Annotated in this window: 22 protein-coding genes; 4 read left to right on the top strand and 18 right to left on the bottom strand. The window is 68.9% G+C overall.

Features of this window, described 5'->3' with window-relative positions; all coding sequences use genetic code 11:
- Window positions 1-115 precede the first annotated feature (115 nt).
- Together BLS97_RS09220 and BLS97_RS09215 are read right to left on the bottom strand one after the other, a co-directional pair.
- On the bottom strand, window positions 116-1,522 hold the full coding sequence (locus tag BLS97_RS09220; protein ID WP_172832250.1) for a glutamate-1-semialdehyde 2,1-aminomutase: 1,407 nt from the start codon (window positions 1,520-1,522) through the stop codon (window positions 116-118).
- A complete protein-coding gene (locus BLS97_RS09215) occupies window positions 1,519-2,631 on the bottom strand; it encodes a class I SAM-dependent methyltransferase (protein ID WP_090475717.1) in 1,113 nt (370 codons plus the stop codon). The genes BLS97_RS09220 and BLS97_RS09215 overlap by 4 nt, the downstream gene beginning before the upstream one ends.
- A 9-nt stretch (window positions 2,632-2,640) precedes the next feature.
- Between BLS97_RS09215 and BLS97_RS09210 the strand changes: the two genes are divergently transcribed.
- The gene (locus tag BLS97_RS09210) at window positions 2,641-3,192 is read left to right on the top strand and encodes a dTDP-4-dehydrorhamnose 3,5-epimerase family protein (RefSeq protein WP_090481766.1); all 552 of its coding nucleotides are present in this window, start codon (window positions 2,641-2,643) and stop codon (window positions 3,190-3,192) included.
- 50 nt (window positions 3,193-3,242) lie between these two features.
- Here BLS97_RS09210 and BLS97_RS09205 read toward each other — a convergent pair whose 3' ends face one another.
- From BLS97_RS09205 to rpsF, 8 genes are all read right to left on the bottom strand, one after another.
- Window positions 3,243-4,274, bottom strand: a complete 1,032-nt coding sequence (locus tag BLS97_RS09205) for an NAD-dependent epimerase/dehydratase family protein (RefSeq protein ID WP_090475716.1) — start codon at window positions 4,272-4,274, stop codon at window positions 3,243-3,245.
- Window positions 4,275-4,276: 2 nt separating this feature from the next.
- Window positions 4,277-4,951 carry a PIG-L deacetylase family protein gene (locus BLS97_RS09200; RefSeq protein WP_231988446.1) on the bottom strand — a complete coding sequence of 225 codons (675 nt, stop codon included), beginning with the start codon at window positions 4,949-4,951 and terminating at the stop codon, window positions 4,277-4,279.
- A gap of 4 nt (window positions 4,952-4,955) precedes the next feature.
- Window positions 4,956-5,759: a glycosyltransferase family protein gene (locus BLS97_RS09195; RefSeq protein ID WP_090475715.1), complete on the bottom strand. Its 804-nt coding sequence runs from the start codon at window positions 5,757-5,759 to the stop codon at window positions 4,956-4,958.
- Complete coding sequence (locus tag BLS97_RS09190; RefSeq protein WP_090475714.1) at window positions 5,756-7,018, bottom strand: class I SAM-dependent methyltransferase; 1,263 nt, start codon at window positions 7,016-7,018, stop codon at window positions 5,756-5,758. The genes BLS97_RS09195 and BLS97_RS09190 overlap by 4 nt, the downstream gene beginning before the upstream one ends.
- 275 nt (window positions 7,019-7,293) lie before the next feature.
- Window positions 7,294-7,743: a 50S ribosomal protein L9 gene (gene rplI / locus BLS97_RS09185; protein WP_090475713.1), complete on the bottom strand. Its 450-nt coding sequence runs from the start codon at window positions 7,741-7,743 to the stop codon at window positions 7,294-7,296.
- Window positions 7,744-7,757: 14 nt separating this feature from the next.
- On the bottom strand, window positions 7,758-7,994 hold the full coding sequence (gene rpsR, locus BLS97_RS09180; protein ID WP_090475712.1) for a 30S ribosomal protein S18: 237 nt from the start codon (window positions 7,992-7,994) through the stop codon (window positions 7,758-7,760).
- A 126-nt stretch (window positions 7,995-8,120) separates the two neighbouring features.
- Window positions 8,121-8,663 (bottom strand): single-stranded DNA-binding protein, encoded by a 543-nt coding sequence (locus tag BLS97_RS09175; protein ID WP_090475711.1) that lies wholly within the window; start codon window positions 8,661-8,663, stop codon window positions 8,121-8,123.
- Window positions 8,664-8,671: 8 nt separating this feature from the next.
- On the bottom strand, window positions 8,672-9,013 hold the full coding sequence (gene rpsF, locus BLS97_RS09170) for a 30S ribosomal protein S6 (protein ID WP_090475710.1): 342 nt from the start codon (window positions 9,011-9,013) through the stop codon (window positions 8,672-8,674).
- Window positions 9,014-9,268: 255 nt separating this feature from the next.
- On the opposite strand from rpsF, the gene BLS97_RS09165 reads away from it, so the two are divergent.
- Window positions 9,269-9,682, top strand: a complete 414-nt coding sequence (locus BLS97_RS09165) for a DUF3052 domain-containing protein (RefSeq protein WP_090475709.1) — start codon at window positions 9,269-9,271, stop codon at window positions 9,680-9,682.
- Here BLS97_RS09165 and BLS97_RS09160 read toward each other — a convergent pair.
- The 3 genes from BLS97_RS09160 to BLS97_RS09150 all read right to left on the bottom strand — a co-directional run bounded on the left by BLS97_RS09160 (window position 9,663) and on the right by BLS97_RS09150 (window position 13,551).
- Window positions 9,663-11,387, bottom strand: coding sequence for a glycosyltransferase family 87 protein (locus tag BLS97_RS09160; protein WP_197676485.1), 1,725 nt, complete (start codon window positions 11,385-11,387; stop codon window positions 9,663-9,665). The two genes, BLS97_RS09165 and BLS97_RS09160, sit on opposite strands and share 20 nt — an antisense overlap.
- An 85-nt stretch (window positions 11,388-11,472) precedes the next feature.
- Window positions 11,473-13,149 carry an alpha-glucosidase gene (locus BLS97_RS09155; protein ID WP_090475708.1) on the bottom strand — a complete coding sequence of 559 codons (1,677 nt, stop codon included), beginning with the start codon at window positions 13,147-13,149 and terminating at the stop codon, window positions 11,473-11,475.
- A gap of 3 nt (window positions 13,150-13,152) precedes the next feature.
- Window positions 13,153-13,551 (bottom strand): DUF5318 domain-containing protein, encoded by a 399-nt coding sequence (locus BLS97_RS09150; RefSeq protein ID WP_090475707.1) that lies wholly within the window; start codon window positions 13,549-13,551, stop codon window positions 13,153-13,155.
- Window positions 13,552-13,721: 170 nt separating this feature from the next.
- Between BLS97_RS09150 and BLS97_RS09145 the strand changes: the two genes are divergently transcribed.
- Together BLS97_RS09145 and BLS97_RS09140 are read left to right on the top strand one after the other, a co-directional pair.
- Window positions 13,722-14,294: a PadR family transcriptional regulator gene (locus BLS97_RS09145; RefSeq protein WP_231988444.1), complete on the top strand. Its 573-nt coding sequence runs from the start codon at window positions 13,722-13,724 to the stop codon at window positions 14,292-14,294.
- 50 nt (window positions 14,295-14,344) lie between these two features.
- Entirely contained in the window at window positions 14,345-15,430 is a 1,086-nt protein-coding gene (locus BLS97_RS09140; protein ID WP_090475705.1) for an inositol-3-phosphate synthase, read from the top strand.
- 43 nt (window positions 15,431-15,473) lie between these two features.
- On the opposite strand, the gene BLS97_RS09135 is transcribed toward BLS97_RS09140, so the two are convergent.
- From BLS97_RS09135 to leuS, 5 genes are all read right to left on the bottom strand, one after another.
- Window positions 15,474-16,199: a GAF and ANTAR domain-containing protein gene (locus BLS97_RS09135; protein WP_090475704.1), complete on the bottom strand. Its 726-nt coding sequence runs from the start codon at window positions 16,197-16,199 to the stop codon at window positions 15,474-15,476.
- A complete protein-coding gene (locus BLS97_RS09130) occupies window positions 16,196-16,894 on the bottom strand; it encodes a GAF and ANTAR domain-containing protein (protein ID WP_090475703.1) in 699 nt (232 codons plus the stop codon). The genes BLS97_RS09135 and BLS97_RS09130 overlap by 4 nt, the downstream gene beginning before the upstream one ends.
- Window positions 16,895-17,029: 135 nt before the next feature.
- Entirely contained in the window at window positions 17,030-17,749 is a 720-nt protein-coding gene (locus BLS97_RS09125; protein WP_090475702.1) for a hypothetical protein, read from the bottom strand.
- On the bottom strand, window positions 17,746-18,543 hold the full coding sequence (locus BLS97_RS09120) for a carbon-nitrogen hydrolase family protein (RefSeq protein WP_090475701.1): 798 nt from the start codon (window positions 18,541-18,543) through the stop codon (window positions 17,746-17,748). Before BLS97_RS09120 ends, BLS97_RS09125 begins: the two co-directional genes overlap by 4 nt.
- A gap of 154 nt (window positions 18,544-18,697) precedes the next feature.
- Window positions 18,698-21,574: a leucine--tRNA ligase gene (gene leuS / locus BLS97_RS09115; RefSeq protein ID WP_090481757.1), complete on the bottom strand. Its 2,877-nt coding sequence runs from the start codon at window positions 21,572-21,574 to the stop codon at window positions 18,698-18,700.
- Between the last annotated feature and the right edge of the window lie 21 nt (window positions 21,575-21,595).

The raw sequence follows: 21,595 nt of genomic DNA, 5'->3' as shown, positions 1-21,595 counted from the left end.
CACTGGTCACGACCATGTCGACCGCGAGCCTCCAACGGAATGACGCCGATCCGGCCCAGGTTCGTCGTGCACGGAAATGCTACCCGAAGGAATGACGGGTTCACCCGAGAGGGTGTCAGGCCTCGCGACGGGGCGCGGCCGAGCGGCGCAGTGCCGGCGCCACCGGACGACCGCGCAGGACGCCGTGCACCCCGCCCTGCTCCAGCGCGCGCCGGTAGGCCGGCAGCGCCTGCTGAACGGCCCACAGCGTGTGGTCCACGTCGGCGTCGGTGTGCGCGGCCGAGGTGACGAACGATTGTCCCAGTACGCCCCGCTCCACCAGTTCCTGCAGGAACAGCGTCCGGTAGGCCTGCGACGGTGCTCCGTCGGCATCCCGCGTCGTGTAGATCAGGCACGACGGACGACCGGTGGTGCCGATCTGATCGCTCAGGCCGGCGTCGGCAGCCAGTTCGGCCACCCCCCGGGCCAGCATCGTCCCGGCCCGCTCCATGGCGGCCACCGGATCGGTGTCCCGGTAGGCCCGGACGACGGCCCGGAAGGCGGCCAGTCCGGCCGTTTCCGGGCCGTGGGTGGTGGACAACAGGAACACCCGGTCGGCGTCGGTACGCAATCCCCCGAGCTCCATCAGGTCCCGCCGCCCGGCGAGGGCGGAGATCGGGAACCCGTTGCCCATCGCCTTGCCCCAGCACGACAGATCCGGGGCCACGCCGTACACCGATTGGGCCCCGCCGGCCGCCCACCGGAATCCGGTGATCATCTCGTCGAAGACCAGCACCGTGCCGTGCTCGTCGCACAGCCGGCGGACCCCTTGCAGGAATCCGGGCGCCGGCTCGGCCGTCGCCGTGGCCGCCTCCATGAACACGGCGGCGATACCGTCCGGGTGCCCCGCGAACAGCGCCCGAAGGGACTCCAGGTCGTTGTAGGTGAACCGCAGGGTCAGATCCGTGACGGACGCCGGGATGCCGGCGTCCATGCCGGTGGTGCCGATGAACCAGTCGTCGACCGAGAAGAACGGCTGGTCGGCGACCGCGACCAGGCTCCGGCCAGTGGCCGCGCGGGCGAGCCGGAGCGCTGCGGTGGTGACATCGGAGCCGTTCTTGGCGAATTTCACCATGTCGGCGAACGGCACGTTGTCCAGGAAGTCCTGCGCCGCAGCCTCTTCCAGGACGGTCGGGCGGGTGAAGTTGGTACCCAGCCCGATCGCCTCGGTCACTGCCTTGACCACCTGGGGGTAGGCGTGTCCGAGGGTGACCGCCCGCAAACCCATGCCGTACTCGACGTAGCAGTTGCCGTCGACGTCCCAGACCCGCGCTCCGAGCCCGCGGGTCAGCACCGGGGCGCGTCCGTCGGCGTACTGGTCGCTGCCGCGGGCGTAGGTGTGCGCGCCGCCGGGGACCAGCTCGTGCAGCCGTCGCTGGGCCCGATTGGACTCGGCGAAGCCGAAGCGCGGACCGAGCCGGTCCGAGCGTTGCTGCGGCAACGCCGGTTTCGGGGAATCCGGCGGCCGGGAAGCCGGCGTCATGTCCCGAGCCCATCGTCGGCGGAGTGCTCCGGGACCCGATGCACGCGCCATCGTCCGGCCAGCGCCGGATAGTTGCGCTCGACCTCGGGAAGCAGATCGGGCAGCAACAGCAGCACCTCGTCCGGGTCGGCCGCGACCAGCTGCTCCGGACTGATCACCGGCACGCCACTGCCGGGCATCCGCCGTCCCTGCTTCGCCCGCGACGCGTCGGCCACGCCCGCCAGCAGCTCGGCATCGACCCCGGCCACGGCCAACAGGGCCACTGCCCGGGACGCCGCGCCGTAGCCGAAAACCGTTCTGCCGCTGCGCTTCTGGTCGCTCAGATGGGCATGCAGGGCGGACGCGTCCAGGTCGACCGCCTGCTGCAGGCGAGCCGACACCGCCGGGTCCGTGACCCCGGCTGCGGCCTCGCGTTCCAGGATCCGCTGCACCGCGGCGTCCGGCCGGCCGTCCCGCCGCGCCGCCAGCAGGACCGTCCCGCCGTACAGGTCGAATTCCCAGGCGGTGACCACCCGCAGTCCGACCGCGGCCAGCAACGGGACAACGGAGGTCAGCGAGTAGTAGGCATAGTGCCCGTGCCGCAACGCATTCCACTGCCCCTGGCGGAGGATGGCCTCGAGCGAGTGGAACTGCAGCAACAACGTCCCCTCGATCGCCAGCCGGGCCGCCCGGCGACCGACGGCATCGGCCTGGTCCGCCTCGTGCATCATCCCGAACGAATCGAACACCACATCGGCCGGGCCACCGGGCACCTCGGTCAACCCGCGAGCGGTGAACAGCGGCACAACACTGCCGCCGTGCGGCGAGCCGAACTCGGCGACCGTGCGCGCTGCGGTCAGGAGCCCGGCGCGCTCGACGAGTCCGACGGCCTGGGCGGCCTGCAGCCGCAGGGCCTCCGGCTCGACCGCGCGCGGTTCGTCGGCTTCGCTCAAGTCGTCGTCGAGCTGCGCCAACCCGCACGACCGGCAGAGCCGCATCGCCAGGGGGAAGGCCGCATCCGGTCCCGGGTCGGTCATCAGCGGGAAGTGGTCGGCCGCCGGCTGCGTCCCGAGGTCCAGCACCACCACCGGGTCGACCGCGGTGCAGGCGCGGCACCGTCCAACGGGCATGATCACATCATGCAGGTTCTCACCTCCGACCTGGCCGGCGTGCTGATCTTCGTCCCCCAGGTCCACCGCGACGACCGCGGCTTCTTCTCCCGCACCTTCGACGTCGACGTCGCCGCCGCACACGGGCTGGACGGGCGCATGTTCCGCCAGGACTCCCAGTCCAGGACCATCGGACGCGGAGCTCTGCGCGGGATGCACAGCCGATCCGGGGCCGGCGAGGCCAAGCTGGTCCGCTGCGGTCGCGGGGCGGTGCACGACGTCATCGTCGACATCCGCCCCGATTCGAAGACCTTCGGCCGGTCCCTGGCCTTCCGGCTCGACGACGTCGAGATGCGGCACCTTTATGTGCCGACCGGCTTCCTGCACGGCTTCCAGGTGCTGACCGACGCGGCCGACATCTGTTACCGCATCGACCGGCCGCACGCGCCGAACGAGGATCTGGCCGTCCACCACGCCGATCGCGATCTGGCCATCGCCTGGCCGCTGCCGGTGGGCACGGTCAGCGCCCGTGACGATGCGGCCGGGAGCTTCGCCGAACTCCGAGCGCAGCTCGGCCGCTAGGCGGCGCCCGGCCGGGTGGCCGCCGGTCGGGCTGACGGGTGGACCGGACGTCATGCGTTCGCTTGGGCGACCCGCAGGTCGGCGCCGAGGCTCCCGGCGGCCAGCCGGCGGTTGAGGACGGCCAGCCGCACGAAGTCGTTGGCGAACCCGTCGGCGGTGAGGCCCGAGGCCACGTACTTCTCGGCCAGCTCCCGGGCGCCGTCGGGCACCGACCAGCTCGCGCGGTAGTTCGGCATCGCGGCCCGGATCGCGGAGAAGTCCACCCGGTAGGAACGCGGGTCGGGGCCGCTCTCGCCGGTGATCAGCAACTCCGACCCGGGGACCGCCTCGACCACGTGCTGAGCGATCTGGGCCACGGTCAGATTGTTCACCTCGGTACCCACGTTGAAGGCCCTGTTGTGCACGGCTTCCCGCGGGACGACCAGCGCCTCGGCGAAGGCCCCGGCGATGTCTCGCGCATGCACCAGCGGACGCCACGGGGTGCCGTCCGACATCACCCGTACGGTGCCGGTGAGCACCGCGTGCCCGACCAGATTGTTGAGCACGATGTCGGCCCGCAGCCGCGGCGAGAAGCCGAAAGCCGTCGCGTTCCGCAGGAAGACCGGCGAGAAGTCCTCGTCGGCCAGAGCTCGCAGATCATCCTCGACGAGTACCTTCGACTCCGCGTACGGCGTGACCGGACGCAGCGGAGCGTCCTCGGCGACCAGCGCGTCACCGGCCGTGCCGTACACCGAACAGGTCGAGGCGTAAAGGAAACGCGAGACCCCGGCGTCTTTGGCCAGCCGGGCCAACCGGGTGGACGCCGTGTGGTTGATGTCGTAGGTCAGTTGGGGGGCCAGCGATCCGAGCGGGTCGTTGGACAGCGCAGCCAGGTGGATGACGGCGTCGAAGCCGGCCAGGTGCTCGGGCTGGACGTCCCGCAGGTCGACCGCGAGGCCCTTGGGGTCGGCCGGGACCTCGCCCAGGATCGACCCGGCGAACAGCCCGGAATCCAGACCGAGGACGTCGTGGCCGGCGGCGGACAGGATCGGCGCCATCACCGTGCCCAGGTAGCCGAGGTGTCCGGTCAGAAGTACGCGCATGGTCAGACTCGTTCTTTCGGGTGAAGGGAACCGGAGGTGAGGTCCACCGTGATCTTCTCGGTGACAAAGCCTTCGGCGTAACGGGTGTGGCACTGTGCCCCGCGGATCCGCAGCAGAGCGAGAAAGGCCTCGCGGTCGAACCAGTCGTGTCCGGCCTGGCTGCGATAGTGCTGCCCGAGCAGGTCGGCCTTGGCCTGCGCGAGCTCGTCGGCGAGCGGCTGGTACACGGTGACCGTCGGGAGATCGCCCTCCCACTTGAGGATCTCGTATCCGAGGATCAGGCTGTCCCGGAAGACGGTCGGGGCGATCTCGGCCACCAGCCGGTGGTCCTGGTGGGCGTCGAGACGCTGGGGCGCGAGCACCAGGTCAGGGGGCACCGGGCCGCGGGCCGCGGCGATGGCGTCCTTGGTCGTCTCCCAGTGCACGGGCAGCCGCCCGTCGGGCAGTGCGGACACCGTGACGGTGAGGTCAGCGCCGGGGCAGAATGCCTGCAGCGCAGCGTGTTCCTCGTCCTCCCGCTCGGTCCCGCCGCCGGTCAGCACGACCGCGGTGACCCGGACCCCGGGGTTGGCCCGACACAGTCCGAGCAGCATCCCGCCGGCCCCGATGGCGATGTCGTCGCAGTGGGCGCCGAGGACGACCACCTCGGAGATCCGGCCTGGCGTCAAGGATTTCACGTGATCAGACCGGAATTGGCTTGTCGTCACGCCAGACCATCCACGGTCGGTCACCGGAAGCCCAGGCCGCGTCGAGCTCGGCCCGTTCCTTGAACGTATCGGCCGGCTTCCAGAATCCCTCGTGACGGTAGGCCATCAGCCGGCCCTGCGCGGCCAGGGCACCGCATGCATCCTCGACCAGGTCGCCGTTCTCCGGGAGGTGGTCGAACACCTCCTGGGTCAGCACGAAGTATCCGCCGTTCTCCCACAGCGGCAGTCGGCTCACCGGGGTGATCGAGGTGACGTTGCCGTCCGCCCCGAGATCGACGCAGTGGAAGGAGGACTGGGGCGGGACCACCGTCATCGAGGCGGCGGCGCCGGAGTTCTTGAACTGGTCGATCATCACGTCCAGCGGGGCGTCGGACAGGACGTCGGCGTAGTTGGCCAGGAACATCTCGTCACCGTCCAGGTGCGATCGCACCCGTCGGAGCCGTTCACCGATCGGCGATGCGGTGCCGGTGTGCACGAATTTGATGGTCCAGGCACTGATGTCGGTGGAGAGCAGCTCCACCTGCCCGCCGCGGAGGACGAAATCGTTGGAGGCCGTCTCCTCGTAGTGCAGGAAATAGTCCTTGATGGCCTGCGCTCCGTAGCCGAGGCAGAGGATGAACTCGGTGTGGCCGAAATGGGCGTAGTACCGCATCACGTGCCAGAGCAGCGGCCGGGGCCCGACCATCTGCATCGGCTTCGGGATCTCGACGGTCGATTCGCCCGGGCGTCCTTCCCGCATCCGCATGCCGAACCCGCCGCAGAACAGAACGACCTTCATCGCGTGAGCTCCATTTCCGTCGGGCGGTCGGCCGGGTCGATCAACGTGAGGGTGGGCAGCGGGAACAGCAGCCGGCCGCCCCACTCCGCTATGTGGGCCAGTTGGGCGGTGAGTTCGGGTCTCAGGTTCCAGGGCAGCACCAGCACGACATCCGGCCGGTCGAGGTCGATCTGGTCGGGGGGCAGGATGGGGATGCGGGTACCCGGGGTGAAACGTCCGTGCTTGTACGGATTGCGGTCCACCGTGTACGGCAGCAGGTCGGGTCGGATGCCGCAGAAGTTCAGCAGGGTGTTGCCCTTGCCCGGCGCGCCGTATCCGGCGACGGTGGTACCGGTCTTCGCGCAGTCCAGCAGGAAGCCCAGCAACTCCTGTCGGATGGTGGCGGCCCGCGGAGCCAGGTCGAGGTATCCATCGACCTGGTGCAGCCCGGCCTCGCGTTCGAGGTCCAGCACCGCTTGCACGGACGGGGCGATGTCAGCGGCGGCGGTCTCCGGGCGGGCCCAGACGCGGATCGATCCACCGTGGGTCGGCAGGAGTTCGACGTCGACCACGGTGAGCCCGGCGGTGGCCAGGGCCCGCTGGGCCGACAGCACCGTGTAGTACTGGAAGTGCTCGTGGTAGATCGTGTCGAACTGGGCCTCCCGCACCAGGTTCAGCGCGTGGTGCACCTCGATCGACAGGTAGCCGTCGTCGGCCAGCAGGGTGCGGAGCGACCGGGTGAAACCGAGCAGATCGGGGATGTGCGCGTAGACGTTGTTGGCCACCACCAGGTCGGCCGGCCCGTGCTCGGCGCGGACCTCGGCCGCGACCTTCTCGTCCAGGAAGTCCGTGCGGGTGGGTACGCCGATTTCACGAGCGGCCTGTCCGACGTTCACCGAGGGCTCGATGCCCAGGCATTCGATGCCCCTCCGCACGACGTGCTGCAACAGATAGCCGTCGTTGGAAGCGACCTCGACGACGAGAGAGTCGGACGTCAGGCCGGCCCGCTCGACCGCGGCGGTCACGAACCGGCCTGCGTGCTCCACCCAGGACGTGGAGTACGAGGCGTAGTACGCGTAGTCGGTGAAGGTGTCCTCGGGGGTGATCAGCGCCGGGATCTGCAGCAGCAGGCATTCCGGGCACAACCGCAGGTGCAGCGGATATGTCATTTCCGGCGAGTCGAGTGCGTCCGCCGTCAGGAACAACTCACACGGCGGGGTGGCCCCCAGGTCCAGCACACTGATCAAGTCGTGGTGCCCGCACAAACGGCAGCTCGTCACGAGCCTTCCTCCCAGGTCCGACGCGCCCCCACCCGGCCTGATCACGCCGCGTTAGCTTGTCGCGTTCATCTGATGTTCTTCACACGTTTGCCGCATGTCGTGGCCAGCATACCGACCGAGAATATCGGTCCGTTGGCACACTGTGGGCATGAGCCTGGTCACGTTCACCCGAACGGACACGCTCGATTGCTCCCTGTAGGCAAGCCGACGCCCGGACAGCGCAAAAGGGCCCCCGGACCGCGGTCCGAGGGCCCTTCAGGAGTGCTGTCGAGCGGTCAGCCGGCCTTGACGACCAGCGACACCGTGGCGGTGACGCCAGGGTGCAGCTTGATCGAGACCGGGTGCGACCCGATGGACTTGATGTGTCCGGCGGTGTCGATGGTGCGCTTGTCGAGCGTCGGACCGCCGGCGGCCTTGATGGCGGCGGCGACGTCAACCGTGGTGATGGAGCCGAACAGCTTGGTGCCGTCGCCGGTGGTGCGGGCGGTGATGGAGACGTTGAGCTTCTCCAGGGCCTGCTTCACCTCGTTGGCGTGCTCGGTGCCGCGGATCTCGCGGGCCAGCTGGGCGCGCTTGATGGTCGCGACCTGCTTCTCGGCACCCTTGGTGGCGGCGATGGCCTTGCCCTGCGGGAGCAGGAAGTTACGGCCGTAGCCGTCACGGACCTCGACGATGTCGCCAGGGGCACCAAGGTTCGGGACATCAGTCGTCAGAATCAGCTTCATGAGTGGTCCCTTCCTTATCGAGCGGTCGAGGTGTACGGCAGCAGGGCGACTTCACGGGCGTTCTTCACGGCCGTGGCGACGTCGCGCTGGTGCTGGGTGCAGTTGCCGGTGACCCGGCGGGCGCGGATCTTCCCGCGGTCGGAGATGAACTTGCGAAGCAGGTTCGTGTCCTTGTAGTCGATGGGGGCTGCGTTGTCCTTGCAGAACGCGCAGACCTTCTTCTTGATCTTCCGTACTGGGGGCTTGGGCATTGATTTCTCCGAAATCGATGCACGACGGACGAAGTCTGTCGTGTGTTGTTGATTGTTAGCTGTTCAAGATGCTGTGAAAGAACGCAACGCGTGAGGCGCGTCCCGACCGATCGGCGGGGCCGAAGGTCAGAAGGGTGGCTCGTCGCTGTACCCGCCGCCGGCCGGAGGCGCGGAGCCCCAGGGATCGTCGGCCGGTGCACTGCCGCCGGTGCGACCGCCACCCGAGTAACCGGCACCGCCGGAGTTGCCACCGCCGGTGCCACCACCCGCTCCGTATCCGCCGCCGCCGCCGGTCTCGGGACCGCGGTTCGCGCGGTTGACCTTGGCCGTGGCGTAGCGAAGCGAGGGGCCGATCTCGTCGACCTCGAGCTCGATGACGGTGCGCTTCTCGCCTTCCTTCGTCTCGAAGGAACGCTGCTTGAGACGACCGGAGACGATGACGCGCGAGCCGCGGGTGAGGGACTCGGCCACGTTCTCGGCGGCCTGCCGCCAGATGTTGCAGCGCAGGAAGAGAGCCTCGCCGTCCTTCCACTCGTTGGAAGCACGATCGAAGGTCCGCGGCGTCGACGCGACGGTGAAGTTCGCGACCGCCGCGCCCGACGCGGTGAACCGCAGTTCGGGATCGGCCGTCAGGTTCCCAACCACCGTGATGACGGTGTCGCCTGCCATGACCGGGCCTACTTCTTGGAGTTGCGGGTGCGGCGGACGCGGATCTTCTCCGGGGTGCGCGTGATCTTGGTGCGCAGCACGGACTCGTTGAGGTTCAGCTGACGATCCAGTTCGTCCACGGTCGCCGACGCGGCGGTGACCTTGATGACGGCGTAGATGCCTTCCGGGTTCTTTCTGATCTCGAACGCCAACCGGCGCTTGCCCCAGATATCGACGTTCTCGACGCTGCCGCCACCCTGGCGGATGACGTTCAGGAAGGTGTCGATCGACGGCGAAACAGTTCGCTCGTCGAGGTTGGGATCGAGGATGAGCAGCAGCTCATAGTGACGCGGAGCGGTGGATACGCTCAACGTGCACCTCCTATGGACTCGTCGGCCACGGTCTTTCCGTGGCAGGAGGGTGTTGCATGCCTTCAGGTTTCGAGGACGAACCCCTGACACGAAGGCGCCCGCCGACGTCGGCGGGCCCAGCACAACCCTTGAAGGCTACCAGCGCGGGCCCGACCAGCCCAAATGGAGCAGGATCCACGCCGCGCCGGGTCCGCGGCCACAGCGTGGTCCGGGGGTGCGCCCGCCACTGACCCGGCCACCGGCCAGGATGTGTGCATGACGGCCGGATATTCACGAACGCCACTCCCGGCGAAGCTCGGGATCAAGCCCGGCACCGACGTGCTGCTGCTGGGCGATCCGCTCTCGTTCGACCTCGCCGCGCTGCAGACGCCGGTGGACCGCATGCCCGGTGGGCTCTATCCGGTCGTGCTGCTGTTCTGCCCGGATCGGGCCACCCTGAACGGTCTGTTCGAGCCGGCGAAGGCCCGGCAGACGGTCGCCGGAGCGGTCTGGGTCTGCTGGCCGAAGAAGTCATCGGGCATCGTCACCGATCTCGACGAGACATCGGTCCGCGAGTTCGGACTGGCCAACGAACGTGTGGATGTCAAGGTGGCGGCGATCGACACCACCTGGTCCGGCCTGAAATTCGTGACCCGCCGGGCGGATCGGGTCAGGACGGCTGGCCCTTGACCAGGCTGATCGACCGTTCGCCCTCCGGCGACCCGCCGGGCTCGGCCGCCCCGACCAGTACCGGTTCCCGGGCGTCCTCCGGCTCCTCGTACGATTTCCGCGCCCACAGCACCGGGATCGACGGCAGCGTCCAACGGTCGGGGGCATTGGCGAAGACACCGCCTGACGGATCGTCGTCGCCGGCCATCCGGACCAGGTCCTCTGCCGGGCGCAGGATCTCCCGGATCACCCGGACCACCAGCACGACGACCAGCGCGTCACGCACGAGCGCGGCCGCGACGAACGGATAGATCGACAGGCCCTTGTTGTCGACCCCGGCGAAGGAGAACATCAGCAGCATCCAGGTCACCACCTCGGCGAACTGCCAGGCCAGCACCGGGCGCCAGCGCGGCAGGGCCAGCACCACCAGTGGCAACAGCCACAGGCTGTACTGCGGTGACCAGACCTTGTTGGTCAGCAGGAACGCCGCGACCACCAGGAAGATCAGCTGGGCCAGCCGCGGGCGGCGGCGGACCGACAGCGCGAACCAGGCGATGGCCAGGCAGGCCAGGCCGAACAGGGCCAGCGAGAGGACGTTCAGGAACGTCGGGGTGTCCGCGCCATTGGCGTTGTCGAAGACGTGACTGCCGGACAACGTGCTGTAGATGGCGTACCAGGTGTCGTACTCGGCCGGCCGCTCGGAGTTCAGCTTGATGAATTCGTACCAACCCTGCGGGTACAGCGCCATCACCGGCAGGTTGACCGCCAGCCAGACCACCGCACCCGCCACCGCGGCCCGGATCAGTCCCCGATACCTCCCGGAGCGCAGACAGAGCAGCAGGATCGGCCCGAGCAGCAGCACCGGGTACAGCTTGGCGGCCGTGCCCAGACCGATCAGTGCCCCGGCGAGGACCGGCCGGCCCCGAGCCCAGGCGACCATCGCCCCGGCCGTCATGCCGATGGCGAGCAGGTCCCAGTTGGTGAACGCATGCACGATGAGCAGCGGGGACAGGCACATGATGGCCACGTCCCACACGCGTCGACGCGCGATCCGGGCGGTCGAGGCGACCGCCCACAGGTAGAACAGGGCCAGCACGATCGCGCCGATGGTGAAGTACGCGGCCACATCCAGCGGCACCGGGAGGCCGACGTTGCCGGCGAACTGCACGTAGTACTTCGCCAGGACGCTCATGGCCCACATGAAGTAGCCGGTGACCACCGGGTACTCCATGTAGTGGACGGTGCCGTCGTCCCCGGTCCAGGACGTCTTGTACGGCAACGCCTGGGTGTCCAGTTTGTGGCTGCCGTAGAGCGGGACCACATCGTTGTAGCAGCCGGTGATCCAGGGCCGCTGACCGCTCTGGTCCAGCGTCACCCCACCGGCCCCGTTCGGACCCTGCTGGATACAGGCCGACTTGAACAGCCAGCCGAAGATCAGAACGGCGATGGCCATGAGCAGGCACACCCGCAGCGGGGTCAGCCAGGTCGCCCGGCCGACGCTCGCGTGCCGGCCGAGTGGGCCACCGATCAACTCGGCGGCGCGGCGGACGGTCGGATCGGTCCAGGTCGGGATGACGCGCTCGGTGGGCGAGAGGGAGGCCGAACGGGAGAGCCCCGGTTCGACCGGTTCGACCGGGATCAGTTCGGTGTCGGCGAACACGGCCGTCTCCGGCGTGAGCGGGCCTTCCGCGTCGTCGCCGGTGCGCCCTTGCTCGCGTTCGTCCACGGCGTGATGGTACTGGGGCCGATGTGGGCGGCGTGTGGCCCGGGCCGCGCCGTCCACGGGCCGCGGACGACGGGTCGGCCGGCGGTCAGAGGGATCGGCGCAGGATCCGTGCCTCCCACGGGAGCAGAACCGCGGCGCCGTCCGGGACGTTGGTCAGCAGGATCTCGGCGGCCGCCCACTCGGGCAGCGGTCCGGGATCGGCCGGTTCCCCCGACAAGTTGGCCAGCACCAGCAACTCGGTGTGCCCCAGGCGGCGGGTGAACGCGTAGATCTGTTCGTCGTGCGGCAGCACCATGGTGAAGTCCCCGCGGCCCACCGTTGGTTCCAGGTGGCGCAGGGCGATCAGCTTCCGGTAGTGGTGCAGTACGGAATCGGGGTCGGCCAGCGCGGCGGCCGCGTTGATCTCGACGTAGTTCGGGTTGACGGCCAGCCACGGCGTCCCGGTGGTGAAACCGGCCTGGGGTGTCGCGTCCCACTGCACCGGGGTGCGGGCGTTGTCGCGGCCAGCGATGCGCATCGCGGCGATCGCCGCAGCCGGGTCCTGTCCGCCGGCCACGGCCTGCCGGTAGTGGTTGATCGATTCGATGTCCTGGAAGTCCTCGATCGAGGCGAACGGGAAGTTCGTCATGCCGAACTCCTCGCCCTGGTAGACGTACGGCGTACCGCGGTGCAGGTGCAACACGGTGGCCAGCGCCTTGGCCGACCGCGCCCGGTGCTGGCCGTCGTCGCCGAACCGGGACACCACCCGCGGCTGATCGTGGTTGTTCCAGTACAGGCTGTTCCAGCCCAGGTCGGCCAGGCCGGCCTGCCAACGGCCGAAACACGCCTTGAGATCGAGCAATCGCAGCGGGATGTGCTCCCATTTGGACCCGTCGTGGTCCAGGTCGACGTGGTCGAACTGGAAGACCATGTCCACCTCGCCCCGGGCCGGGTCGGTGTAGAGCCGCGCATCGTCCACCGTCACGCCGGGGGTCTCGCCGACCGTCAGGTACCTCCCGGTCCGGCCGGCGAACACCTCACGGTGCATCTCGGCCAGGTATTCGTGGACGCGGGGCCCGTTGAGGAACTGCTCGGACCCGATCACGGAGCCGACCGTCGAGCCGTCGGTGAGCGGGAGCGTCTTGGAGATCATGTTGATGACGTCCATCCGGAAGCCGTCGACACCGCGGTCGAGCCACCACCGCATCATCTCGTGGACGGCCGATCTGACGTCGGGGTTCTCCCAGTTCAGATCCGGTTGTTTGGGCGAGAACAGGTGCAGGTAGTACTCGCCGGTTGCCTCGTCCAGCTGCCAGGCCGGACCGGAGAAGAACGAGGTCCAGTTGGTCGGCTCGGCCCCGGGAACTCCGGCCGTCATGCCGGATCGGGCCGGGCGCCAGATGTACCAGTCGCGCTTGGCACTGTCGGGGCCGGAGCTGGACTCGACGAACCAGGAATGCTCATCACTGGTGTGGTTGACCACCAGGTCCATCACCAGCTTCATGCCGCGCGCGTGGACCCGGCCGAGCAACTCGTCGAAGATGTCCAGCGACCCGAACACGGGCGCGATGTCCCGGTAGTTGCTGATGTCGTAGCCGTTGTCGTCCTGCGGCGACGGATACACCGGCGACAGCCAGATGACGTCGACCCCCAGGTCGGCCAGGTAGTCGACCTTGCCGATGACGCCGCGCAGGTCACCGATCCCGTCGCCGTCGGAGTCGGCGAAGCTGCGCGGGTAGATCTGATAGACGACGGCGTCGGCGAACCAGCCTGGTTGTTCCACGCCCTACTTGACCACACGACGGCGCTTCGGCGCCTGCTCCCCCTTGAATCCCATGACGAACGAGGCGACCAGGTGATTCCAGGAGCAGGTCCGGCAGACCTCGACCTGGTAGACCGAGAACTCGCCGAAGTCGGTGGCCATCTTCTCCAGTTCGACCGGCTGCCGAGCCGACCCGGCCATGTGTTTGATCTCGTCGCCGTACACCCAGTAGACGTGGGTCAGCGGCTCCTTGCGGCACACCGGGCAACTGACGTCCGTTGGCACGCCGTGGAACTTGGCCGCCCGGATCAGGTACGGGGTCGCGTCACAGACCTCGGTCACGCCGGTGCGACCCGACATGACCTCGGCGAGCAGGGCACGACGCTGCAACGCGTAGTCCACCAACCCTCGCTGTGTTCGCATCGATCCAGCCTACGCGGGGCGTTCTGGCCCCATTTCGAGGGCACCGGGGACGCAGGTCACAGTCAATTCTGGCCTTGCGCGGTATGAACGCCGATGTATCGTGGCGATACTCAAGGTGACATACGGACGCGTTTGTCACCTCGATGAGCAGCCGGGACCGGAGGTGGATCGTGGCGAAGGAGACTTCGTCGGCGTTTCAGCTGGCGATCCTCGGACTGCTGGCCGATTCGCCGATGCACGGTTACGAGCTGCGGCAGAAATTGAGTACCACGCTCGGTTCGCTGCGGGTGTTCTCCTACGGCTCCCTGTACCCGACGCTGCGCCGGTTGCAGGCCGCCGGAGAGCTCACGTCCGACCCGGCCGAGGTCGATGCCGATGCGGTCCCCCTGACGTCACGACGTTCGCGGGTCGTCTATCGGCTGACCACGGCGGGCAAGGAACGGCTGGCCGAGATGCTGGCCGACTCCGGACCGCAGAGTTCGTCCGACGACGGTTTCGAGGTGCACCTGGCCTTCTTCTCGCGCACCACCGCCGAAGCCCGGCTCCGCATCCTCGAGAGCCGCCGCCGGCGCCTGGAGGAGCGGCGCGAAGGTCTGCGTTCCGCGCTGAGCCGGGCCGCCGACCGGATGGACGCCTACACCGATCAGCTCCGGCAACTCGGCCTGGAATCGGCCGACCGAGAAGTCCGATGGCTCAACGAGTTGATCGCCGACGAGCGGCAGGGAAAGTCCCCGCCGGTCTGACGCTTTGTCCATTGCTTGTCCATATCCGTTCCAACACAGGGAGTTTAGTCATGGGTTCACATCCCATTCGGATCGCCATCGTCGGCGTCGGCAACTGCGCGTCGTCGCTGGTGCAGGGCGTCGAGTTCTATCGCAACACGCCCGCCGACGCCCGTGTCCCCGGCCTGATGCACGTGCAGTTCGGCGACTACCACGTCTCCGACCTGCAGTTCGTCGCCGCGTTCGACGTCGACGCCAAGAAGGTCGGGTTCGATCTCTCCGAGGCGATCAGCTCCTCGGAGAACAACACGATCAAGATCGCCGACGTGCCGCCGACCGGCGTCATCGTGCAGCGCGGCAACACCCTGGACGGCCTGGGCAAGTACTACCGCCAGATGGTGTCCGAGTCGGACGCCGAGCCGGTTGACGTCGTCGCCGCGCTGCGCGAAGCCGCGGTCGACGTGGTCGTCTGCTACCTGCCGGTCGGGTCCGAGGATGCCGCCCGGTTCTACGCCCAGTGCGCCATCGATGCCGGATGCGCATTCGTCAACGCGTTGCCGGTGTTCATCGCCGGCACGCCGGAGTGGGCCGAGAAGTTCCGCGCCGCGGGGCTGCCGATCATCGGTGACGACATCAAGTCCCAGGTCGGCGCGACCATCACCCACCGGGTGCTGGCCAAGTTGTTCGAGGACCGCGGGGTGCTGCTCGAGCGCACCATGCAGCTCAACGTCGGCGGCAACATGGACTTCATGAACATGCTGGAGCGCGATCGCCTGGAATCCAAGAAGATCTCCAAGACCCAGGCCGTGACCTCCCAGGTCGACCGGGATCTCGGGGCGCGCAACGTGCACATCGGCCCGAGTGACTACGTGGCCTGGCTGGACGACCGCAAGTGGGCCTACGTCCGCCTCGAGGGCAAGGCCTTCGGTGACGTCCCGCTGAACCTGGAGTACAAGCTCGAGGTCTGGGACTCGCCCAACTCGGCCGGTGTCATCATCGACGCCGTCCGCGCCGTCAAGATCGCCAAGGACCGCGGCATCGCCGGCCCGCTGACCTCGGCGTCGTCGTACTTCATGAAGTCCCCGCCGGTGCAGTTCCCGGACGACCAGGCCCGGGACAACGTCGAGCGGTTCATCGCCGGCGAATTGTCAGCCTGACCTTCCCGGTGTTGCCGGGCCCGCGATCACCGCGGGCCCGGCATCACTGTTTGACCGCGTTCTCGACGATGCTCGTGGCCACGGCGCTCAGCGGCATCCCTTCGTCCTCGGCCATGTCGACCAGGGCCAGGTACGCCGTCTCCATCGTCATCCCCTGGCTCGCGGCCAGCACACCTTTGGCCTGTTCGATCACGGTCCGGGAATCCAGGGCCGACCGGGTGCGGTCGACGACCTCCTCCCCAGTGATCGAGCCGGAGTGCACGATGGCCAGGGTCGCCAGGTCGGCGAAGGCCGACGCCGCGGAATCCAGCCGGATCGACGCCGGCGGCTCGCTGACCCAGAACAGGTTGAGCGCGCCGATGACATGCCCGTGCCACCGCAGCGGGGTGGCATGGACACAACCGATGCCGGCCCGCTCGAAGGCCGGCGCGGCCTGCGGCCACCGGGCCCGGATCTCAGCGAGGTCGGTGCACGTGACCCGAACGCCGAACTCGACGGCGTCGTAACAGGGCCCCTGCAGCTGCTGGGCCTGATAGAGCTCCAATTCCTCGGCCCGGTGCGACGTGGCCGCCAGCAGCTCGAGGACCCGCGACCCGGGTCGCCGCATGGTGACTCCGGCCGCGTCGGCGTCCAGGGCCCGGCTCTCCGCCGCGAGCATCTGGCCGATCACCCCGATGACGTCGTAGGACCGAACCAGAGCCGCGGTCGTCCGCGCGATCGCCTCCACCGTCCTGAAGGAGAGATCAACCGTGCTGTCGTCGCTGATCACGTTGTGTCCTTTCCGAAATCGAGTTGCCGGCTGACGACACGCGCTGCGACATCGTCGAGTGAGGTGTTCAGGGCGTAGGCATGGGCTCGGAGGACGGCGAGGGCGTCGGCCGCCGGGATGCCGAGCTGGACGATGACCATGCCGGTGGCCTGGTGAACGGTGGCCCGCGACGACCAGGGCCCCGCGTTGTCGTCGGATTCGTGCATCGCCGGATCGGTCAGCAGCGCCGCGCCGACCGTGTCGGCGAAGAACTGGGCGAGCTCGACGCCGCTCGGGAGTTCCGCGGACCGGGCCAGGTGCACACTCAGCACTCCCATGACCTGGCTCGACGGGCGCATGGGCAGGCCGACCACGGTCCGCGGTCCGACCGCGGCCCGCGCCGCTGGGCAGAACTCGGGCCAGCGCCGATCGTCCTCCGGCGTCAGCCCGGTCTGCTGAACGGATGCGTGGGCGGCCGCGTCCCAGCACGGCCCTTGACCCAGCACGTCCTGCAGTTCCTCCAGCGTGCGGGCTACCGGGTCGGTCGCGGCCAGGGTCGTCCGGTTGGGACCGGCGGCGTCGATGGTGATCGACACTCCGTCGACGGCGAGGATGTCGCATCCGGCCAGGGCCAGACGTTCCGGCAGCGAGCGGTCAGCCGGGGTCGACGCCAACACCCGGCCCAGGCGACTGAGCATGCGCACGGGGTCGGTCATCCCAGTGTCGCTCCTCTCAAGGGCGTTCCTGACGGGCCGGCGCCTTCATTCTCGCCCCTTCGCCGACCGATCGGTACCTGGCCGTCCGGGCGACCCCTGCACCGGCGACCGGCAACCCATCGGCCGACCTGTCGCTCAATCAGCCGAGCCGGTCAGCAGGTCATCCCCGACGGCGATCACCCCGGTCCGGTCGGCGACGGCCCGGTAGCCCCTGGCTCCGCCGCCGAGATCGGCCAGGGCCTGACGGACCGCGTCGTCGACCACCGGCGACGGGCCCTGCCGCAGGCAGAAGCGGGCGAACTCCACACACGGGTCGGCCACGCGGACGTTGGTCAGCACGATCGGCCCGTCGGCGGTGATCACCGTGGCCGCCGGCGGCATCTCGAGCCGAGCCAAACCGTCCGGGGCATCCACCAGGATCGTCTCTCCGGCGATCCCCTCCGTCAGGTGGTCGCCGTAGCGCGCTCGCAGGGCGTCGTAGTCACCGGTCCCCATGATCGTCACGCCCCCGATGCCCTTCCGGTCACGGGTCCGCTCGTGATCGACGTGATGCACGTCGATGATCGAGCCGAAGTGGTCCACCGGCGAGCCGGGACGGCCCCGGCGCAGGCCGATCACGCCGGCCGGGGCGACCTCGATCCGGGGTACCGACTCGATCGGCGACGGGTCGTAGCGGCGGAGCGGTGCCTGTCCGACCTTGAGGGGCTCGGTCTGCACCTGCAGCCGGACGATCCGGTAGCGCACCACCGGGTTCGTGGGCGCGGCGCCTGCGGTCTGGGTGGACCCCGCAGTGCCGGGGGTGGGGTCCGATTTTGGGTCCGATTCTGGGTCCGACGGCGGAGCCGGGAGGGTCATGACGGGATCGGGTCGATCCGGAATCGGCGATGCAACGCACTGGGCAGGATCTTCCGGACCTCGGCCAGCCGCTCGAGGTCGACCGTCACCGATCCGGTGGCGATGTCGGCGCTGCCCAGGTCCAGCAGCTGCAGACCGAACGGGTCGAAGGCCACCGATCGTCCGATCCCGGCCTTCCCGGCCTGGTCGGCGGCCACCACGTAACAGGTGTTCTCGATGGCCCGGGCCCGAAGCAGCGTCAACCAGTGCTCCTCCTTCAGCGGCCCCTTCACCCAGGCCGACGCCAACGCGATGACCTGCGCGCCGCCGGCCGACAGCACCCGGAACAGCTCCGGGAACCGCAGGTCGTAACAGGTGGCGAACCCGACCCGGACGCCGTCGACCTCGACCACGGGCGGAGCGTCGGCGCCCGGGGCGACCGTGTCCGACTCGACGAAGGAGAACGCGTCGTACAGGTGGATCTTGCGGTAGGCGGCGGCCACCACGCCGTCCTGCAGGACGACCAGGGTGTTGTGCACGCGGTCGGACCCCGGATCGGGCACGAACGTCCCGGCGGCGACCGTGATCCGGTGCTCCTTCGATGCCCGCGCCAGGGCCGTGACGAACGAGCCGTCGAGCGGCTGGGCCACGCGTCGCGGCGCCTGCGGGTCGGTCAGGAACGAGACGATCGAACCCTCCGGAGCCAACAACAGGGACGCGCCGTCGGCCGCCGCTCGGGCGACCTGCGCGACCAGCACCGCGGCGTTGGCGCCCGGGTCGTCACCCGGGCTGAACTGGCTGACTGCGATTCGCATGGGGACTCCACTACGTGGTCCGGGCGTGGCCTGCCCGTGGTCGGCATGGATCAACTTCGCCGGCGTGGATCAACTTCGCCCGTTTGGGACGGGAGTGACGGGAGTCGTCATTTTCATCCATGCCTGCGAAGTTGATCCATGCCGAACGGGGGGACTACGGGACGATCGAGACCATCTTGCCCGGGACGACGACCACCTTGCGCGGCGCGGCGCCGGCCAGCAACTCGACGATCTTCTCGTCGGCGAGCGCCGCGGCCTGCACCGCCTCCACGCCGAAGTCGGCCGGGACCGAGATCCGCGAGCGGACCTTGCCCTTGACCTGGATCGGGTACTCGATCGCGTCGGCCACCAGCAGCGCCGGGTCGGCGATCGGGAACGGCCCATGAGCCAGCGACTGCGCATGGCCCAACCGGCTCCACAGCTCCTCGCTGATGTGCGGGGCCAGCGGCGCCGTCATCTGGACCAGGGCCTCGGCCACCATCCGCGGGGTCGGCTGCCCCGACTTCGTCAGGTGGTTGGTCAGGCCGATCAGTTTCGCGATGGCCGTGTTGTACGACATGTTCGCGAAGTCGGTGGTGACCCCGTCGATGGTGCGGTGCAGCAGCTTCAGGGTCTCCTCGTCGGGCGCGTCGTCGGTGACGATCGCCTCCCCGGATTCCTCCGAGACGATCGCCCGCCAGGTCCGCTGCAGATACCGCTGCGAGCCGACGACGTCGCGGGTCTGCCACGGCCGGGAGATGTCCAGCGGGCCCATGCCCATCTCGTACATCCGGAAGGTGTCGGCCCCGTACCGGTCGCACATCTCGTCCGGGGTGACGACGTTCAGCAGGCGCTTGCCCATCTTCCCGTACTCGCGGTTGACCGGGGCGCCCTGGTAGGTGAAGGACGTCCCGTCCGGGGAGACCACGACGTCCTCGGCCGGAACGTAGGTGCCGCGCGCGTCGGTGTACGCGTAGGCCTGGATGTAGCCCTGGTTGAACAGCTTGCGGAAGGGCTCCTCGCTGGTGACATGACCCAGGTCGAACAGCACCTTGTGCCAGAACCGGGAGTACAGCAGGTGCAGCACCGCGTGCTCCACTCCGCCGACGTACAGGTCGACCCCGCCGGTGTCGTTCGGGCGCGACGGGTCCTTGCCCATCCAGTACTTCTCGACCTCGGGATCGATGAAGGCCTTGGAGTTGGTCGGGTCCAGGTACCGCAACTCGTACCAGCAGGAACCGGCCCACTGCGGCATGACGTTCAGTTCACGTCGGTAGGTCTTGCGGCCGTGACCCAGATCCAGCTCGACGGTGGCCCACTCGGTGGCCCGGCCCAGTGGCGGCACCGGGGTGGAGTTGGCGTCCTCCGGGTCGAACGACTGCGGCGCGTAGTTCGCCACCTCGGGCAGCTCCAGCGGCAGCATCTCGTCAGGCAGGGCGATCGGCAGATCGTCCTCGTCGTAGACGATCGGGAAGGGTTCTCCCCAGTACCGCTGCCGGCTGAACAGCCAGTCCCGCAGGCGGTACTGCACCTGCGGCGATCCGACGCCCTTGTCGGCCAGGTAGTCGATCATGGCGGCCTTCGCCTCGGGCACCGGCAGGCCGTCCAGGGAGATCTCGTCGTTGGCGCTGTTGATGGCCGGCCCCGACTCCAGGAACGGCTGATCCTCCGGGAAGCCTTCCGGAGGCTGCACGGTACGGACGATCGGCAGGTCGAATTCCGTGGCGAACTCGTGGTCCCGGGTGTCCTGACCAGGCACGGCCATGATGGCGCCGGTGCCGTAGCCCATCAGCACGTAGTCGGCCACGAAGATCGGCAGCCGCGCGCCGTTGACCGGGTTCACCGCGTAGGCGCCGGTGAACACACCGGTCTTCTCCTTGGTCTCCTGCCGGTCCAGATCCGACTTGCGGGACGCCTGCTCCCGGTAGGCGGAGACGGCCTCGGCCGGGGTCGGCGCGCCGCCGGTCCACCTCGGGTTGACGCCCTCTGGCCACGCGGCGGCGGCAATGGCGTCGACCAGCGGGTGCTCGGGGGCCAGCACGGTGTAGGTGGCCCCGAACAGGGTGTCGGGGCGGGTGGTGTAGACCTCGATCGTGCGGTCGGTACCGGCCACCGGGAAGCTTACCCGGGCACCGACGCTGCGGCCGATCCAGTTGCGCTGCATGGCTTTCACCGACTCGGGCCAGTCCAGCCGGTCCAGGTCCTCGATCAGCCGGTCGGCGTAGGCGGTGATGCGCATCATCCACTGCCGCAGGTTGCGGCGGAACACCGGGAAGTTGCCGATCTCGCTCTTGCCGTCGGGGGTGATCTCCTCGTTCGACAGCACCGTGCCCAGACCCGGGCACCAGTTGACCGGCGCCTCGGAGATGTAGGCCAGCCGATGCTGAGCCAGGATCGTCTGCTGCTCGGTGGAGCCCAGCTCGCCCCACGGCGTGCCGCCCGGCGTCGGGCGGGCGCCCGAACTGAACTCGCCGACCAGGTCGTCGATCGGACGGGCGCGACCCTGGTCGACGTCGTAGTAGGCGTTGAACAGCTGCAGGAAGATCCACTGCGTCCACCGGTAGAACTCGACATCGGTGGTGGCGACGCTGCGCCGCTGGTCGTGGCCGAAGCCCAGCCGCCGCAGCTGCGCCCGGTAGCGGGCGACGTTGGTCTCGGTGGTCGCGCGCGGGTGGGTGCCGGTGCGGACGGCGTACTGCTCGGCCGGCAGACCGAACGCGTCATAGCCGATGGTGTGCAGCACGTTGCGGCCGCGCATCCGTTCGAACCGGCCCAGGACGTCGGTGCCGATGTAGCCCAGCGGGTGCCCGACGTGCAGGCCGGCGCCGGACGGGTACGGGAACATGTCCAGGACGTACAGCTTGTCGCGGGGGATGTCCTGCGGATCGGCCGGCGCCAGCGGCCCGCTCGGATTCGGGGCGTTGAACGTGCCCTCGGCCTCCCAGCGATCCTGCCAGCGGGTCTCGATCTCGGCGGCCAGGGCCGCGTTGTAACGGAAGGGCGGGGCGCCGTCGGTCGCCGGCGCCGGCATCTCGGTCTGCTCGGTGGTCATCGCGTTCATCTCTCCTGAGGT

This window comes from Nakamurella panacisegetis, assembly GCF_900104535.1.
Classification (GTDB): domain Bacteria; phylum Actinomycetota; class Actinomycetes; order Mycobacteriales; family Nakamurellaceae; genus Nakamurella; species Nakamurella panacisegetis.
This window is presented reverse-complemented; position numbering and strand designations above follow the sequence as displayed.